14 protein-coding genes and 1 pseudogene are annotated in these 15169 nt (G+C 40.0%); 14 read left to right on the forward strand and 1 reads right to left on the reverse strand.

Translation table 11 applies throughout. The features are described 5' to 3' along the window. Nucleotides 1–485 precede the first annotated feature (485 nt). The 14 genes from CZ379_RS16820 (at nt 486) to CZ379_RS16895 (ending at nt 14269) form a co-directional block, all read left to right on the forward strand. The gene (locus CZ379_RS16820) at nt 486–740 is read left to right on the forward strand and encodes a PqqD family protein (RefSeq protein WP_110932678.1); all 255 of its coding nucleotides are present in this window, start codon (nt 486–488) and stop codon (nt 738–740) included. Beyond that, nucleotides 737–1147 carry a lasso peptide biosynthesis B2 protein gene (locus tag CZ379_RS27185; RefSeq protein ID WP_110932679.1) on the forward strand — a complete coding sequence of 137 codons (411 nt, stop codon included), beginning with the start codon at nt 737–739 and terminating at the stop codon, nt 1145–1147. Before CZ379_RS16820 ends, CZ379_RS27185 begins: the two co-directional genes overlap by 4 nt. 6 nt (nt 1148–1153) lie before the next feature. Then, nucleotides 1154–2941, forward strand: coding sequence for an asparagine synthetase B family protein (locus tag CZ379_RS16830; RefSeq protein ID WP_110932680.1), 1788 nt, complete (start codon nt 1154–1156; stop codon nt 2939–2941). Nucleotides 2942–3324: 383 nt separating this feature from the next. Then, on the forward strand, nt 3325–3765 hold the full coding sequence (locus CZ379_RS16835) for a hypothetical protein (protein ID WP_110932681.1): 441 nt from the start codon (nt 3325–3327) through the stop codon (nt 3763–3765). Continuing rightward, nucleotides 3758–4183, forward strand: coding sequence for a MauE/DoxX family redox-associated membrane protein (locus CZ379_RS16840; protein ID WP_199925649.1), 426 nt, complete (start codon nt 3758–3760; stop codon nt 4181–4183). The genes CZ379_RS16835 and CZ379_RS16840 overlap by 8 nt, the downstream gene beginning before the upstream one ends. A gap of 17 nt (nt 4184–4200) precedes the next feature. Continuing rightward, entirely contained in the window at nt 4201–4713 is a 513-nt protein-coding gene (locus CZ379_RS16845) for a MauE/DoxX family redox-associated membrane protein (protein ID WP_110932683.1), read from the forward strand. 18 nt (nt 4714–4731) lie between these two features. Then, nucleotides 4732–5247: a hypothetical protein gene (locus tag CZ379_RS16850; RefSeq protein WP_110932684.1), complete on the forward strand. Its 516-nt coding sequence runs from the start codon at nt 4732–4734 to the stop codon at nt 5245–5247. Between the two features lie 2 nt (nt 5248–5249). Beyond that, entirely contained in the window at nt 5250–7079 is a 1830-nt protein-coding gene (locus CZ379_RS16855; protein ID WP_110932685.1) for an ABC transporter ATP-binding protein, read from the forward strand. A 2-nt stretch (nt 7080–7081) separates the two neighbouring features. After that, nucleotides 7082–7843: an ABC transporter ATP-binding protein gene (locus tag CZ379_RS16860; RefSeq protein WP_234405058.1), complete on the forward strand. Its 762-nt coding sequence runs from the start codon at nt 7082–7084 to the stop codon at nt 7841–7843. Continuing rightward, nucleotides 7843–10428, forward strand: coding sequence for an FtsX-like permease family protein (locus tag CZ379_RS16865; protein WP_110932687.1), 2586 nt, complete (start codon nt 7843–7845; stop codon nt 10426–10428). Before CZ379_RS16860 ends, CZ379_RS16865 begins: the two co-directional genes overlap by 1 nt. A 352-nt stretch (nt 10429–10780) precedes the next feature. Next, complete coding sequence (locus CZ379_RS16870; protein WP_110932688.1) at nt 10781–11047, forward strand: hypothetical protein; 267 nt, start codon at nt 10781–10783, stop codon at nt 11045–11047. Between the two features lie 944 nt (nt 11048–11991). Beyond that, nucleotides 11992–12891 (forward strand): YitT family protein, encoded by a 900-nt coding sequence (locus CZ379_RS16885; protein WP_110932691.1) that lies wholly within the window; start codon nt 11992–11994, stop codon nt 12889–12891. A gap of 200 nt (nt 12892–13091) precedes the next feature. Then, nucleotides 13092–13388 (forward strand): hypothetical protein, encoded by a 297-nt coding sequence (locus tag CZ379_RS16890; RefSeq protein ID WP_110932692.1) that lies wholly within the window; start codon nt 13092–13094, stop codon nt 13386–13388. A gap of 68 nt (nt 13389–13456) precedes the next feature. After that, nucleotides 13457–14269, forward strand: coding sequence for an alpha/beta fold hydrolase (locus CZ379_RS16895; protein ID WP_110932693.1), 813 nt, complete (start codon nt 13457–13459; stop codon nt 14267–14269). A gap of 66 nt (nt 14270–14335) precedes the next feature. Here the strand turns inward: CZ379_RS16895 and lexA are convergent. After that, nucleotides 14336–14962 (reverse strand): annotated as a pseudogene (gene lexA / locus CZ379_RS16900) (transcriptional repressor LexA). Nucleotides 14963–15169 lie beyond the last annotated feature (207 nt).

A 15169-nucleotide genomic window follows, 5' to 3' on the forward strand; every position in this document is an offset into this window, starting at 1 on the left:
ATTTAAGATCATCAATCTAATATATACCTTTATTCCTCTAGCAAGCTACCAAACAAAGTTAGACAAAGCACAGCAAGAAATACAGTGACTTTAAGGAGTTACAAACAAAATTCGCAGCCATAAGTGCAGTAAACAACAATTCAAATTAGAATATGTCAAATGCCCTAAGCTGTCAAAAAGATACTTTTATCGAAACGCGCGTAATTATGATCGGCGGTCAGGCTGAAATTTTCTATGGTAAGTGCGATTATTCCGAAATTGAAACTAGTCAAGTAGAAAAGGAGAAAATCAATAAAATACATAATACCCAGAAAAAGGTATACAAAAATGCAGATATTTGGTAATATATGTACATGATACCTTTTTGAAGGCTCTTTATGTCATATTTTCTTTGAGGACTTCTGCCGAATTCGTATGGGATAGGAATGAGATTGAGGCTTGAATTTGTGTAAAGGTGACAAAGCTGAAGTTTGGAGAGGATTAAGATGTTTAGAAAAGACGATCAGATTTATGAAGCTCAAGAAAATGGAGAATTTGTTCTGCTCAATCTCCGAACAGGGCAATTTTATGGGCTAAATCATATTGGGAGCGAATTTTGGAAACTCTTATTTACTACCGAAATGAGTGAAATTCACCAATATTTTGAAAAGGCATATAAAGCCGATCCGGTCATTGTGCGTCGCGACCTCGAGGCCCTATTAAGTGATCTCATCCGGAACGGGCTGGTACATAGATCATGAAAAGATATTTTCAATTTATACAAGTCGCGTTTGCTCTTATTCGATTTCAAATCGAACTTCGAATATACGGTTTTCAAAAGATTTTCCCTAAATATGTCGAACGATATCCGATACCCAAGCACTCAGAAAATGAACGAAATCATATTGGTCAAATGAATCATTTACTACGTACAATCGACATGGCATGCGCACTGGCTCCATTTAAAGCAGAATGTTTACATCGGTCATTTCTCGGTTTTCGATTTGTTAGGACAAAATGCTCTATACCTGTAGATCTAGTGATCGGAGTAAAAAAATTTCCATTCACCTCACACGCATGGCTTGTTCTTAATGATAAAAACATTAATGAAGCCGAGGGATACACAAAACAATTTATTATCATTCTAAGTTCGAAAGGATTGAAATAATATACGATGCGATGGTTCTCAGGAGTCATAAAACTTGATCATTCTGAGCTTTCATTTGAGGAAATTGGAAGGATAAATCGTAATACATCCTTTAATTATAACGTCTATAAACATCAAATTATTCAAAAATCGTTGGCACTTTTCAGTATCGATTCTTCCTATGAACATAATCCCATAACACACAAAGACAATTGTTATTTTGTTGGCGATGTACGGCTTGACAATAGAAAAGAGCTTTTAACTCTGTTGCCCTTTTTAGGAGCAGACATATCTGATGAACAACTTATTTTACACTTGTTTCAAGAAAAGGGACCCGATGTATTTTCCATATTGCTCGGAGAATTTTCATTTTTGATCTGGGATACATCTCGTTATCAAGCAATATTCGTTCGCGATCAGCTTGGAATAAAGACATTATTTTGGTCTCTTCAAGAAACGACACTTTACTTTGCTAGTGACATTTTTTTAATGGAATCTTGTATACGGTTACAGCGTATTAACGATGAATATTTTTTTGATTTCTATAAGTCCAATGCAAGCGCCGACAATGATATCACACCATTTAAAGATTTATTTCGGATTAGGAGCGGAACGAGGGTATTGGTTGATACTAGAGGAGCAAATTCTCAACGCTATTGGAGTATAGCGAATGTCAATCAATCGATTAACTATCGAGATTTGAGTGAATACATCGAGCACTTATTCCATCTATTAGCGGAGAGCGTTCAATATCGGCTCAATTCTACACATCCCAATGCTGTCTTAATGAGTGGCGGGTTGGATTCGACATCTGTTTTTGCAATTGCACAACATCTATCCAAGTTCAATTCCGGTTATAAGACTTTTGCGGTAAGTGGAGTCTTTAATCTTCATAAGTCAAGTGATGAAAGGGAATATATTCATCCTGTTCTTCAACAATACGAGGTCGAACCGCGCTTTGAAGTTTGCGACGACTATGGAGTATTTTATAATTTTCCTCAAGACACATCGTTTTCATTTGAACCTGCTGTCAACGCCGCGACATATGCCTTGACTAGAGCAACAATTGAGCGGAGCGTCAAGGAAGGAGCAAAGACAATCCTGACTGGTTATGGTGGTGACCATGTTATGGGAGGATCAGAAGCAGTTCTCGCAGATCTAGCTGGACAACTAAAAATAAAAGCCTTGTTCAGTCATTTATATCCGTTCGCGCTTCATAGACGGTTGTCTGTCCCGAAAGTGCTCTGGCATAGTGCGATTGCTCCTCATCTTAATCTCGGATTAATAAAAGAGTGGACGACCGATCGAAAAGCAGAATATATCTATGAGCTAAAAAAAATAAATACGTTTAATAAACAAAATTTTTTTCGTCAAATTTCGGGTACAAAAGCACGCATTTTTTCTGATCGAGTTATCGCAGCGGAATTTGGCGTTGATATTAGCCATCCATTTCTTGATCGGCGATTAATTGAATTCCTATATTCGATTCCGGGAGAGCTGTGCTGGAATGCCGGAACGACGAAGTGGCTACTTAGGCGTACGATGCAGAACAAATTGCCTAATGAAGTGATTTGGAGGGAAAACAAAACCGATCATCTCTCGCTAACCTTTCAAGGTTTGCGGCAGAGTTGGCCGGTTTTGTATCCCGCTATTGAAGAAGGAAGAGTATGTCGATTTGGATTTATCGACTTGAAAGAATGGCGAGCAGCATTAGAGCTATGGAGACAAGGCCATTTGACAAGAGATGACATATGGGTTTTATTGGCGATCGAGATTTGGCTGTATAGGCTTGAACAAAAAACGAGTGTGTCATGATCTGAAGATTAAATATCGGTGTGCGTACCCGCAAAGGGAGTTAAAATACAAATTATTTGGGAGGAATTCTAATGAATTATTCAACTCCAATGCTTACTGTTTACGGAGATTCAAGCAATTTGATCAAAGGTGATTGCGACTGGGGCACTGAAAATTGGTGGGCAGACAAAACGGGATATTATAAATATACGTACTCCGACTGCATTATGACGGTAACTTGCGCCACCATTGGTGATTGTCATTGTGGGTCAACTTCCATGTGTACAACGTCTCAACCAAGGGATCAATGCAGTTCTGATAACGATTGCTAATCTATATCATTAAGTAATCTAATTGCAGGTGCGCACATTCTTTTTTCACTGCTATCGGAAGTGAGTGATTAGATGATAATATTTTCTTTATCCATTAGCTTAGCACTTATATTGATCCTCGTGATAACCGCTAGGAGACAGATATTTCAGCAAGAAAATGCTTTAGCGAGCATGATGCCTGTTAGAGAAGTTAGGAATAAATTGTATGGAGGGTTTACTGGCTTTGTTTTATGTCTTGATTTTACGCGTTATCCGAATACTCGGAAGATGAGAGATTTCATTTGCCAACATATTGAGAGCGAAAAGATTCTTATTTATGACATTTCTATGTTTAGCTCTAGCGATATGTCAATGTTTCAAGGGATTACTGATTATTTTTATCCGTCACTTGGATGCGTTAAAGAAGGGATCCTGGATCAGGATATGATTGTTCTAAACAGATTTGACTCTGAATATAAAAATCAAATCGTAGAGTTTATTAAACATTTTGAAAAGGAAAATGAGCATGATTAACTGGCTGGGTATCCTCCAATGGATGACTGCGATCGGAATGGCAGTTATCTACTATAAAAGCAGCACACAAAAATTACGAAATGCGTATGGCTTTTACTGTATCGTTACAGGGGACTATAAATTGACAAACAAGCAAAAAGCAACCGTACTTTCTCCCTTTCTTGGTGCAATTGAACTCATCACTGCCCTTTGGCTGGTTGTACCTTGGATGCAGGTGTTTGGCTTCATGATGGTTGCGTGTTTGCAGATCCTATTTCTATTTGTGTTGATACCAAGGAAAGGGCTTGTACTCAAGAATGGATGTGGATGTTTTGGCTTAAACACTCCTAAAGAGATTACAGGTCGTGATCTTGTTAATAACAGTGCGATATTATCTGTTGTATTAATATTTATCGGTATTAATTCGTTGGGAGTATGAAATTGTAGGAGGGCCGAATGTTGGAAATTACTTCGCTTTTGATGGCTTATGCAATTGCGATTACACTCCTTTTGTCTGGTATTAGTAAGATTTACGATATTCAAGGTACGATAAGAAGTGCAATTGCCGTTGGGATTTTACCGACTAATCTTGCCCGTGGTTTTGGCTTCTTACTGCCGTTTGCGGAAGTCATACTAGCGGTAATCTTATTTATTACTTCAGAATCGTATCTGTTGCTCGCTGCCTTGCTTCTTGTGTTTGTCTCGTTTGTAATTGCGAATGCAAAAGTAATGCTTGAGAAAAAAGACCTCGCCTGCCATTGTTTTGGAAGATTTATAACAGGTGAGATGGGATTAGGAACTTTGATGCATTCGCTAATCTTAATCATCTATTGGATTCCTGTTTGCATACAGCCTACAAATTATACTAAACTGCTTCACACCATTCATGATCCTAGTTCAATAGCTATCATTTTTATGGGAATTCTTTGTTTGGTTGGAACTGGAATGATTTCTCGTCTCATCGATTAAATGAGGAGGTTAGAATCTTTGGTGCAAAGTCAACTTGCTCTTTGGATGTTATTGAGTATTCAAACAGTGCTCCTATGTACCCTGGCTTTACAATTTCGCAAACAAAAAAACGGGGGGGGATTGCCCCCCGGCATGCGCATTCCGAATATTCCAGTTGAAACGGCAAGCGACACACAATACTTACGAAGCATTGCTAAGGAAAATAATATTACTTTTATTTTGCTCGTCTCGGGCGGGTGTAAATTTTGTGTGGCCGTACTTAAAGAACTTTCAAAACAGTATAACGATCAAATGATTCCAATTCGAATTCTTTATTATGGGAAAAAAGATGAAACGATAGATATTCCTACAGAAATTCCTGTATACCAGATCAGAAAAGAGATGACTAGTCTTTTAAAAATTAATAAATTTCCATTCGGTTTAATATTAGATCAGAAATCAGTTATTTTGCGCCGGGATATTGTATCTGTTCAACAATTAGAGTCTTGGCTAAAAGCACAGCTAGAAAACTTCCCTGAATTTACGGGTGAATAGGGATGAACCAGGGGGATATACGTCGCTTATCTTTGGATTCATTACGGCATATTAAATTAATATTTATGATCGGATGGAAAGCGCATCCTAGATTGATGTCTGTATGGATCTTCATCATGTTTATTTTGGCCTTTATACCTACTGTTCAAATCTGGCTTCATAAAACCCTGATTGATCAAGTTTCGACTTTATCAACAGGACAAGGGTCTATTTACATCGTTATGTTTTCTTTATTTATTTACTATGGCTCAGGATTCGTGTTGGTTACCATAACAGAAATCCAAAAATACATTTACACAATTGTTCAGCAAGATGCCAACATGAAGATGAAACATGACTTGTTGAAAAAGATTAACGACGTCCCTCTTCAACACTTCGAAGATCATGCATTTTTCAATCAAATGACGATGGCTCAAACTGCATTAAATTTGGGATGTTTTGATTTCATACAGTACTTGTTTCAAGGGATGAGAACTCTACTAACAATTATAAGTGTATTTGGACTTTTAGCATACGTCAGTTGGGCTCTTCCCTTGGGATTAATTGCGTCTACGTTTCCCGGGATTCTCTTACTATTTATTGCAAAAAAGAAACGTTTCCGTTTTACGCTTCACAGTACGGAAGAAGGACGTGAAATGGATTATTTGTACCGATTATTGCAGCTTAAAGAATCAGCGCGTGAAATAAGAATCTTTCAACTTGCAGAACACCTGATATCGCGGTGGAAACAAATTCAGTTAACCTTTCGAGAGTTCCAACTAAAGAATAAAAAGCAAGAAGCTCTCGGTGGTACTTTTGGTTCGATGTTTATGACATCCTCTGCGATTGTTGTGGGTTTGTTATTACTTTGGCAAGTAAAAGATGGGGCGATTAGTATTGGTAGTTTTGTAGCATTAATTGCGTCAGTATTAACCATTCAGGGTATGGTGGGCAGTTTGGGGGCAGCGGTGATGCAACTGTGGGAGAGCCTGTTTAATCTAAATCATTATTATTCATTTCTGAACAAGAATATCGAAACGGAGCAGGGAACTCTTTCTTTTCCAAAGCCTCATTTTCACGCAATAGAATTCCAAGAAGTTAGTTTCCGATATGGAAACCATAAAGAGAGTATTCGGAATGTTTCACTCCAAATTAGGCAAGGTGAAAAAATTGCTATCGTAGGGGAGAACGGTGCGGGTAAAACAACATTAGTCCAACTGATGCTAGGCCTCTATTCTCCAACACAGGGGCGGATATTAATTGGCGGGCTAGATATCCGTGAAATCGATCAAACTTCTTTCCTAGCAAATGTCACTTGCGTATTTCAGGATTTTGTACGCTACCGTCTATCGTTACGCGACAATGTCGGTTTCGGGCAACTTGCAGAAATCGAAAATGATGAAAAAATTAGAGATGTGCTTGAAAATACAGGTTTAAATTCATTAGTAAAACAATTACCGAAGGGTCTGGAAACGAAATTAAGCAGTCAGTTCATTTCAGGACAAGAACTTTCAGGGGGACAATGGCAGCGAGTAGCGATAGCTAGAGCTCTAATGAAAAATGCAGAGATCGTTATACTAGATGAACCGACAGCTGCACTAGATCCGCGTACCGAAGTAGACATCATACAACAAATGCACCAACTATCGAATCAGAAAACAAGTATTATCATTTCGCACCGACTTGGTCCAGCTCGATTATGCGATCGTATAATAGTTATGAAGCAAGGTGAAATAATTGAAATTGGAAACCATAAGGAATTGCTTTCGTTAAACGGGGAGTATGCTAAAATGTACCACACCCAATCGCAATGGTATCAAGACACCGAAATCGAATCGAGGCGAGCACTTTGACTGTGATTCTGGAAATAGAAAAACTCAGCAAATTCTATACAACGCATTCAGAAATGACGTATGTCATTAAGGATATTAACCTAACTATATCGCGTGGAGAATTCATTGTCGTCATGGGGAAAAGCGGCTCTGGTAAAACAACTTTACTACAACTTATCGGAGCATTGATTGATCCGTCTGATGGTAATATACGAGTGGATGGTCAATCTTTGCAAGAGATTTCCGTTGAACCACATGCCACACAATACCGAAGAGAAAAAGTCGGATTCATATTCCAGTTTTTTAATCTCATTGCTTCGATTAATGCCGAAGACAATGTTGCTATGCCCTTGTTGCTGGCAGGCGTGAAGAAGAAAGAGGCTTATGATAAAGCGAGAGATCTGCTTGAGAAAGTAGGTTTACTCAACAAAAGAAAACAATACCCCCACACTTTATCGGGTGGGGAGCAGCAACGTATCGCGATCGCGAGAGCACTCGTGCAAAATCCTTGCCTACTGCTTGCTGATGAACCAACAGGAAATTTGGATTCAGTAACGACCTCTCATATTTTGTCTCTGCTGGTTCAACTTCAAAAACATCGTAATCAGACCATTTTGTTAGTTACTCACGATCCTCAAGTCGCTGCTCATGCGGATCGGGTCATTTTTTTACACGATGGCAAACTGGTTCTTGATCATGCTAATGATAAGGCATGTGACCACAATAAGCGAGTTTCGGTTATCGTCGATCTTCAACTTGAATCGCAAGGAAAGGTTGGTATCTGATGGTTATTCTGATGCTAGCCCGGAAGATGCTTCTTGCGAAAAAGAGCAGAATGATGTATATGCTCGTCGGCGTAATGTTAGGTACGATTCTTTTAACTAGTGTAGTGCTCTTGGGTCAGATGCTTCATGCTTCAATAAAAAAACAACAGTTTGTTCAATTTGGATATACAGATATTATGGTGGGATATAGGACTGCTGAACAAGGACTTACCCCAGAACAAATAGATCAAATTACAAGCAGTACGATGGTTCAAGGCTTTGCGCAAATATTGGCGGCGCCTAAGATTCCCGGGCTTTCTCCTGATTTTTATGTTGTTGGGGTTGATAATTCCGAAATTGCGAAATCAACCTATAAATTTACGCAAGCCCTGCAGCCCTTTGAAATTGTGTTGACCGAGAGGCTTGCCGAACGTTGGGGTGTCGAATTACACGGCAAAACATCCATACCGTCATTTCCATCTTCACAGCCCTGGGTGGTAAAGGAAATTATTCCTGATCGTTACGGACCAGACGGCCCGTTGCCGGATTATGCCATTTTTCATCTGCAATCCCTGCAAGAGAATGTAGGAAGCGACGTAAAAGTTAATCTTCTTTTAATAAATTTAGTCAAAGATCATGATAAGCAAAGGTTTTCGCGGTTTGTGAAGGATAACTTTGATCCCATACCGGATGTGGATATCGTAGGTGACTCTGAAGAGGGAGATAAATTAAATAGTTTTCTCGTCATCGGATATGCATTAGGGGTTATGGTTGTATTTGCTAGTGGTTTTATGATGCTGAGTAGTTTCTACATTACTGTTCAACAGAGAAAAAAAGAGTTAGCTCTTCTACGTATGATCGGTGGAAGTCCGAGTCAATTGAAGTTGATGGTCTGTATAGAGGGGTTGGCGATTGCCATTATCGGGTCATTTCTCGGCTCGCTTATGGGTGTATTATTAACAAAGTTAACTATAAACTGGATGGCTCGATATCTTGCGATCCCATTATTTTCAGTGTCAATTTCATATGAGTACGTTGCGGTCACTGCAATAAGCATCGCTTTATTTGTTTTTTTAACTTCCTTGATTCCTGCCCATAAATCCTCAAGAGTTTTGCCAATGGAATTCCTTAATGAGATACTTGATGAAAATTTGCGTCCTCGGAATACTCAGAAATGGATAGCGGTCGGATTATTGGTGATTAGTCTTCTTTGCGCAGGTATAGGCAGATGGGGGGATCAGGAAAGTTCCTTGCATGTTCTGTTCTATGTAGTAGGAGGATTAATGATCTCCAGCTCCCTTTATATGTTCACTCCCTTTTGGATATCACCTGTTTTGCGCATATTGTCCCCGCTCCTTGAACGAATAGCAGGCATAGAATCCAAAATTGCTGTTCAAAATCTGATTTTTCAACGAGCCCAAAGTACATTGGCTGTTATTATCATTGGTTTATCCATGACATTGACTATTCCGATTGTCACTATTTATACATGGATTGGAGATAACATGTTGAAGCAAATAGAGTCAAATTACATCTCTGATATTTTAGTATCGAGCAATAAAAGCATGCGTTCCACTGTTCCGTTGGAAATACAAGAAGATTTGCAACAAATACCAGGTGTGAAAACGGCTATTGCGGTTAGCGTCAATCGGACATTAATTCTGGATAATTATGATTTCTCAAAGAGCAATCAGAGATGGTTGAATTTAAAGTCATCTCCTTCTCCACTTTTTAAAAATGAACACAATAAACCTGTTTTGAATCGAGAAGTGGCGAACTATAAATTAGTAAATATCCATTCTCTCGTCAAGGAACTTAATCTGCAATTGCCACAAGAAATCGAACTACAAAATGCGGTAATGATAACAGCGCGTTACGCCGAAATGTTGGGTGTTAGGAAGGGGGATACTTTGGAGTTTTTAACCGTTCCTTCAGCTTATAAAGAACCTTACCGCCAGGTGAAAGTTACGATTGCAGCAGTACTAGATCAGTTGTATGCAAACGAAGACACGCTGCTGCTTTTGGATTGGAACAACTCTGCGCTCACAGGACTGGATCAACCCAATGTGCATAGTGTCATGCTATACGTCGATCCGACCCAGAAAGCGCTTGTGGCTCAGCATATAAAGATGCTTCAAATGAATAAATATGACGAAATTAATTGGAGCGACAGATCTACTCAGTTGCAGGAGCTGTCAAAGCAAATGTCCGAGCGCATTTTGATATTGGGAGCGACTTTTGTGTTGTTGCTGATAATGGGACTGAGCGGGATGGCTAATCATCTATCGGCCATCCTCCTGACTAAACGTCGTGAAATGTCAATACTTCGTATGATAAGTGCAACCCACGGTCAAATTCGGAAGATTATTATCGTTCAATGTGGATTATTTGGCATGATAGGAATTGTCATCGGAGTTATCACGGGGTGGCTCATCACTTTATACTTTTCACAGATAGACAATGGTCACATTTATAATGCTATAAGAGAACAAGTATATATTGTAATATGTGTTGTGGTTTTTACTTTTATCTTATCGTTCCTATTAGGAAGCAAAGAAGCCAGAATGGTTTCTGAGTCCAAGAAGTCCAACATTCAAATGGATTAGTAAACAGCTTCACCGATGGTTCTCCCTTGGTCAAGACCCCATTTAGTGGACATTGAAAAAACACCTAGGCTGTAAACTGGCGACGGCAATCTGCCGGCGTCATGTTGATTTAATTTGCGTTACGGCCGTAATGGGAAAATATTCACTCCTACTAATAAAGATTGGGAAAACTTCATTCATATGATTATGTAGAAGATCCGATGCTTGGTAATACAGGGAGGTTGAAAGGCAAAGGAGATCCTAAACCTTAGGGGCATCAAATGAGTATAAACTCATCAAAAATGGCAAAATGGTTATTTGAAGATATACAACCAGTCATATTACTTCCAGGTTATGGAGGAAAAAAAGAGGGTTGAAAGAGCTAGAAATGATAATAGATCAAAGTGCTGAAGAATATTTAAAATCTATTATTAATGAAATGATTAAATTATTTCAAATTTCCGAGGAAGAAGCATACGGACGAATCAATAGATTTTGGTCTGGAAAGAATCTAGTTGGTGACCATATCATGCTTTACCATCTTAATGAAAATTATTGGGCAAACACGATTTATTATAGGAAAAACTCGTACTGGTGGTTACGAGAAGGTGAAAAAATAGAACCTTTACCGTACCCATAAGAATGGATCACATGGAGTAACATAACTCCATGTGGTTTTCTAAAAGTATATTCTATTGCTACTACTGATTGGTTCAATGCTTCTGTATAAGTTGGTGCAACTACTATAAATACTGTGAGGAAGTATTTAAACCACAATGCGTTTAATTCTCGAAATGTGATTAGCTATACGAATCCGAGTCGGAACACAACAAGCTATCGATATGATAAGCTTAACCGCTTAATATCTGTTGTGGACGCTTTTAAACCAGAGGACTTCTTATTCGTATAACAAGCTCAAACAGCTTCAATCCACGTACAAAGCGAAGGCAGCAAAACCTGGGTAACGACAAAAAACTATGATGAGACAGGATTTTTGCGGACGATTTACGGATCCTGCTGCCAATCAGGATGCTTTCACTCGAAATAAACTAGGACAAATTGCTAGCCCAAAGATCCGAATAACGCTTATTAGCTATGCTTACGATGAGGTTGGCTGGAATATCATTAAAAATGTAGGATCAACAACAGTAAAAATGTCTACCAATCGTATATTTGGCCCGCCGCGTCAAGAGGAAGTTCGTAATGGCTCAAACTACATGACGGTGTATAATGTTTACAATATTTTGGTTCTTTGAAATACAAGGCTACCGTATACGATGGAGTAGCCACAGTTGGTTGTCCGGCATGAATGTGATGACCAAAATCGATTGAAGAACGTAGCGGACGCATGAGATTATTTCACGCATTATACGTAAGATCGCGAAAGCAACCACTGGGATTTCACGAATACGCTCTATTGGGACAGTAGATTTAGGAATCCTGGTATCAATAAGTGGTAGCTTCCTAGCCAGTGATTATTCACGGACTAGGCAGTTTCAGACCAACTGCTCGCTCTCCATTTGATTTTCATTTAAAATTTCATTAAATTATTTATATGTCAAATTTAATGAAAGGGTTGAAGTGATGGCAGAAAGCAAGCCAAAAACAAGTAAGGCAGGTAGTAGAAAGTCGAATGTAAGCAAACCAGTGGAATTTATTTCAAAGATTTTATTTATTACAATCGGAGCGATTATAGCTGGGGTTGCTTTGGAATTATTCCTCGTGCCCAATGCGATTATCGATGGTGGAATAACGGGGATATCGCTGATGTTAACGAATATTACAGGCATTCCTTTAGGGATCTTCCTCTTTGTGATCAACCTTCCATTTATATTTGTCGGCTATAAGCAGGTAGGCAAAAAGTTCGCCCTCGCTTCACTTTATGGTATTGCTGTACTCTCTTTAACGACGGGGTATTTGCACCACGTGGAGGCTTTTACGCACGATAAATTACTCGCTGTACTATTCGGTGCTCTTCTTCTTGGTGTAGGAGTCGGGTTAGTGCTAAGGCTTGGGGGAACGACGGATGGAGCGGAGATCGTAGCTATTTTAATTTCGAAAAAAATAAATGTTTCCGTGGGTCAGATCATTCTCATCATTAACATTTTTATTTTTATCGCTGCAGGCTTCTTGCTTGGCTGGGATTCGGCGATGTATTCGATTTTTACTTACTATATTGCCTCTAAGGTAATGGATGTTATTGTACAAGGTCTCGATGAGTCGAAGTCAGTCACGGTCATTACGAAGCAATATGAGGAAGTAGCAGAAGCGATTATGAGCAGTCTGGGGAGAAGTACGACCTACTTGTATGCTAGAGGCGGTATGAACAAAGAAGATACTCAGGTCATTTACTGCGTAGTCAGTCGGCTGGAACTGTCCATGCTAAAGACGGTCATTCGCGAAATTGATCCTGGAGCGTTCATTGCGATTGAGACCGTGTCTGATGTTACGGGCGGTAGCTTTACAGAGGAAAAAACGCATTGATGTGTTAAGGGAGGCTGCAGCCATGCACCTGTCAACGGGGAGGGTATGGGGTATTCTGCGTTAACGCATCGCTTGTTAAGTAGAGGATGACCAACCGAAGTAACCCTGGGGCACAAGCTCCAGGGCTTATTGCTGTTTACATCAGCGGCTAATCTCCGGTAAGCTTAATATAGCTAATTGTATATCTGAGGGGATAGGGTATGTGGATTTGGATGATTGGATTATTCATTATCGTTATTATTGCTGCCGTATGGGCTGTTATTGCCATAACTAAGAAGAACAGCTCCGAAAGGCGAAAAGACAATATCGTTCAACTCACCAAAAGACGGCGCGCCATGAAAAATTCGGAGACTCTAGCTTCACGAAATCAGAAATGTTCCAGGTGCAACAAAGCGAAGAGGCTCATTTTCTACTCGAATGATTGGGGCCATGTTGCCGGATTATGTAAAGAGTGCAGAAAAGAAATAGGGGATAAGCAGGAGCTATACCCGATATAAAGCATAGGTTTGCTGCATACCTTCTTTATTATGCGCTTAATCAGCGCGATTGGAGGGGAGCTGAAACGATGCCCTATATCAAAGTCGAACGAGGGGTAACTATATTTGTCGAAGATGTGGATCCTGGCCCCGGAACTATGCCGATCCTATTTATTCATGGTTGGCCTGTCAATCATAAAATGTTTGAATACCAGTGGAATGTCCTTCCCAAATATGGGTACCGCTGTATTGGCATTGATTTGCGCGGGTTTGGAAAATCCGATCGACCGTGGACGGGGTATGATTACAATAGACTTGCCGATGATGTATTTGCCGTTGTGACAGCGTTAGGCCTAAATTCATTTATACTTACAGGCTTCTCGATCGGAGGAGCGATTGCGATCCGCTATATGGCTCGTTATTCAGGTCATGGCGTGTGCAAGCTGGCGTTGATTTCAGCGGCGGCCCCTCGATTTTCAAAATCGCCTAACTATCCTTATGGACTTCCTGTCCAAGATATTAATATGCTCATCAATCAAACCTATAGAAATCGCCCGCAAATGTTAGTAGAGTTTGGAGAGAAATTTTTCTATAGTAAAATTACTCCTGCCTTTCGGGATTGGTTTCAGGATTTAGGGCTGGAAGCTTCCGGCCATGCAACAATTCAAGGATTGGTAACCTTACGGGAAGAAGATTTGCGTCATGACCTGAACCGAATTTTGGTTCCGACAGGATTATTCCACGGCGCTCATGACCAAATCGTCCCCTTTGCCTCGGCAGAGGCATTGTACCGGGGGATACCGCAGTCGGAGCTTTATCGGTTTGAAAGGAGCGGGCATGGCGTGTTCTACGATGAGCTAGAGGCATTTAATGAAGCTTATGTACAGTTTTTGCGTAAATAGATAAGTTTATAGTTGAAAAAAAGAAAGGGCGTACCTCTCGGGGTATGCCCTTTCTTGCATTGCAAATTAGTGTAGATCTCGGAATAGGCCGACGACTTTCCCAAGTATAGTCACATGCTTCAAACGCAGAGGCTCCATGGTCGCATTCTCAGGCTGAAGGCGAATATGATCCTTCTCCTTTTAGAATGTCTTCACCGTTGCCTCATCGTCTTCGGTCATTGCAACGACGATCTCGCCATTGTTGGCTGTTTGCTGCTTACGCACAATAACATAGTCTCCGCTATGAATTCCAGCTTCAATCATGCTGTCGCCAACGACGGATAACATAAAAATTTCGCCTTCTCCTGCATAATGCTGTGGAAGCGGAAAATAATCCTCGATGTTCTCGGTAGCTGTTATAGGAACTCCCGCAGTAACTTTGCCGATTACGGGAACGCGAGCTACAGAATGAGCAAACAGGCCGAGATTCTCCGAATCCTCTTGTCCCAGCAATTCGATTGCTCTAGGCTTCGTAGGATCACGCCGGATAAAACCTTTCTTCTCTAGCCGATCCAAGTGACCGTGTACAGTGGAACTGGAAGCTAGTCCGACGGCTTCGCCTATTTCGCGTACGGAAGGCGGATAACCTTTCAATCTTACTTCTGAGCGTATAAATTCAAGAATAGCTTGCTGACGGCTAGAAACTTTCGACATAATCCATCAACCCCATTTAGTAACGTTTGGAAAAATTATAACATAGAACTTCCGTTCGCACAAACATAAGTTCTAAATATGATGAGCCTGATCGAAATATGGTTAGATATACATACTCCTAGTCCAATTTTGCCGCATAACATAGCTTCAAAGTAGGTGTCAAAAAAAAGGGGAACAATTGTTCTAAAAACTATTGAATCAAACAAG

Source organism: Paenibacillus bouchesdurhonensis, assembly GCF_900155685.1.
GTDB classification, from domain to species: Bacteria; Bacillota; Bacilli; order Paenibacillales; family Paenibacillaceae; genus Fontibacillus; species Fontibacillus bouchesdurhonensis.

What these genes read in the sequence shown, in the direction of transcription:
- CZ379_RS16855 (WP_110932685.1), top strand. Translation starts at nt 5,250, where the DNA reads ATGAACCAGGGGGATATACGTCGCTTATCTTTGGATTCATTACGGCAT.
- CZ379_RS16885 (WP_110932691.1), top strand. Translation starts at nt 11,992, where the DNA reads ATGGCAGAAAGCAAGCCAAAAACAAGTAAGGCAGGTAGTAGAAAGTCG.
- CZ379_RS16840 (WP_199925649.1), top strand. Translation starts at nt 3,758, where the DNA reads ATGATTAACTGGCTGGGTATCCTCCAATGGATGACTGCGATCGGAATG.
- CZ379_RS27185 (WP_110932679.1), top strand. Translation starts at nt 737, where the DNA reads ATGAAAAGATATTTTCAATTTATACAAGTCGCGTTTGCTCTTATTCGA.
- CZ379_RS16890 (WP_110932692.1), top strand. Translation starts at nt 13,092, where the DNA reads ATGTGGATTTGGATGATTGGATTATTCATTATCGTTATTATTGCTGCC.
- CZ379_RS16830 (WP_110932680.1), top strand. Translation starts at nt 1,154, where the DNA reads ATGCGATGGTTCTCAGGAGTCATAAAACTTGATCATTCTGAGCTTTCA.
- CZ379_RS16865 (WP_110932687.1), top strand. Translation starts at nt 7,843, where the DNA reads ATGGTTATTCTGATGCTAGCCCGGAAGATGCTTCTTGCGAAAAAGAGC.
- CZ379_RS16820 (WP_110932678.1), top strand. Translation starts at nt 486, where the DNA reads ATGTTTAGAAAAGACGATCAGATTTATGAAGCTCAAGAAAATGGAGAA.
- CZ379_RS16845 (WP_110932683.1), top strand. Translation starts at nt 4,201, where the DNA reads ATGTTGGAAATTACTTCGCTTTTGATGGCTTATGCAATTGCGATTACA.
- CZ379_RS16895 (WP_110932693.1), top strand. Translation starts at nt 13,457, where the DNA reads ATGCCCTATATCAAAGTCGAACGAGGGGTAACTATATTTGTCGAAGAT.
- CZ379_RS16835 (WP_110932681.1), top strand. Translation starts at nt 3,325, where the DNA reads ATGATAATATTTTCTTTATCCATTAGCTTAGCACTTATATTGATCCTC.